Annotated in this window: 3 protein-coding genes; 2 read left to right on the top strand and 1 reads right to left on the bottom strand. The window is 59.0% G+C overall.

What is annotated here, in order from left to right:
- On the bottom strand, nucleotides 1-579 hold a 579-nt coding region (locus AB4Y86_RS17430; protein ID WP_441403423.1), incomplete at its 3' end, for a glycosyltransferase.
- A gap of 145 nt (nucleotides 580-724) precedes the next feature.
- On the opposite strand from AB4Y86_RS17430, the gene AB4Y86_RS17425 reads away from it, so the two are divergent.
- Together AB4Y86_RS17425 and AB4Y86_RS17420 are read left to right on the top strand one after the other, a co-directional pair.
- Entirely contained in the window at nucleotides 725-1,771 is a 1,047-nt protein-coding gene (locus tag AB4Y86_RS17425; protein ID WP_441403422.1) for a glycosyl transferase, read from the top strand.
- A partial coding sequence (locus AB4Y86_RS17420) for a glycosyltransferase family 2 protein (RefSeq protein WP_441403421.1) occupies nucleotides 1,768-2,135 on the top strand: 368 nt, incomplete at its 3' end. The genes AB4Y86_RS17425 and AB4Y86_RS17420, both read left to right, overlap by 4 nt.

Genomic DNA, 2,135 nt, shown 5'->3' with positions numbered 1-2,135 from the left:
GGCCAGAACCCGGTATGACAGGTCCACATCTTCCCAGTACAAGAAATATCGTTCATCGAAGCCGCCCACTTCCTGCCATAATTCATGGCTCACCATCAGGCAGGCACCGGTAAGCCAAGGAACGTTGCGTCCCGGCGCGGCCGCGGAGTTCTTGCGGCTGGCCCTGGTTGACCCATCGTTCAGGTCAAGGTCCGAGCCGTCAAACCAGACCGTACCGTCGGGCCGGAAAATCTTCGGCGCCAGCAGCGTCATAGGCTCCGCATTTGCCTCCTCCCGCAGCGAGCGGAGACTCTCCGCATTGAGTGCGGCATCCGGATTCAGCAGCAAAAAGAATCGGGCGCCGGCGGCATAGGCCGCGGCAACGCCCAGGTTCATACCCCCGCCAAAACCCACGTTTGTGGCGGGGAGCACCGTCAACCACCCGCGGCGCTCCGCCAAGGTCACCACCGCTTCCCGCTCGGGGATGTCCGAAAAACTATCCACGATGACGACTATTGCATCCGGTGAGTGCTCGGAGACAGGTACGAGGTTCCTCTCCAGAAGCTCATGGGAGCCATAGTTCACCACCACAATTGCCACCGGCGGAAGTTCTGAAGGCGTCATGGTGGGAAGACTATCCTTTCGCCCAGAAGCGGACTAGTAATTTGAGGTCATTATGAGAGGATACGTCCAAGCCACATGCGTAATGGATTCCAATGCTGCTCATTCGACGAGGTATTGACTATTGAACAGTTCACTGGCGGTATTGCAGTCTTTCCCTGTCCCCCGTTCCACGACCAACCCCTACTTGGTTCAGCTGGCCCGCGGGCTCCGGGAGCTGCCCGGTGTGACGGTGGTAAATTTCAGTTGGCGCGCGGCCCTCCTCGGAAAGTATGACGTCTTCCACGTTCACTGGCCCGAGATTCTGGTCAGTGGCAGCAGCCCGCTAAAGAAACTCGTTCGGCAGGCGCTCAGCGTGGCCCTCTTGTGCCGCCTCGCTCTGACCCAAACCCCGGTGGTGCGAACCATCCACAACATCGAGCTGCCGAAGGACATCTCCGTCCTTGAGGTATGGCTGCTGCGCCTGATCGACCGCCGAACCACGCTTTATGTTCGGTTAAACTCCGAAACGCCTCTTCCGAAGGGCCAGCCCAGCGTCATCATCCCGCACGGCCACTATCGTGACTGGTTTTCCCGCTTTCCGAAGGCAGAAAAGATACCGGGCCGAATCGGATACGTAGGCCTGATACGACGGTACAAGGGCGTAGAGGATCTGATCAAGGCCTTTCGGCAGACAACGATATCCCACCCCGGACTCACACTTCGGCTGGGAGGCAATCCCTCCACACGGGAAATCGGCGAAAAGATCGCGGCCTTGGCCTATGGTGATGACCGCATCCGCCTGAATTTGGAATATGTCTCCGACGCAGAACTCGTTGAGACCATTACCAGTTCAGAGCTCGTGGTCCTCCCCTACCGATTCATGCACAATTCGGGGGGAGCATTGGCCGCCCTGTCGTTGGATCGGCCGGTGCTGGTTCCCGCCAACAAAGTCAACCAGGCGTTATCCGAAGAGGTAGGCCCGGGCTGGGTATTTCAGTACACCGGCGCGCTGACACCGGAGAGTATCCTCCAAACATTGGCGTCCCTCGCGGAGGATGCCCCGCGCACTCGCCCGGACCTTGCAAGGCGAGACTGGCGCAACGCCTCGTCGGCGCACAAGAAAGCATACGAAAAGGCAGTGGCTTATGCCGGCCAGGCGCCTCAACTACAGAAGGCCATGCGCCCATGAAACCGCAGACGCTTCTCGTTGCGGTGCTGACGTATCGGAGGCCCACCACGCTTAAGCGCGGCCTGGAAACCATGCTCGAGCACGTGACGAAACTCGCCCAGGACTCAGACCGCTCAATCTCGCCCAGCATCGTTGTTATTGACAATGATCCGGCGGAAAGCGCCCAGGATACTGTCATAGCCTTCAACTCGGAATTGATTCGATACGTGGCCGAACCAGTGCCCGGCATCTCCGCCGGTCGAAATCGGGCATTAGACGAAGCTGCGCACCATGATTTGCTTCTGTTCATCGATGACGACGAGGAGCCGCAAGAAGCTTCGTCTAATGCCCGATTTCGACCGGCGGAGATGCCGGGCACTGGTTC

Origin of the sequence: Arthrobacter sp. 2YAF22_2 (assembly GCF_052114645.1) — a bacterium.
GTDB lineage: Bacteria > Actinomycetota > Actinomycetes > Actinomycetales > Micrococcaceae > Arthrobacter.
Note: the sequence above shows the minus strand (reverse complement) of the source record. Positions and strands in the feature narration are given on the sequence as shown.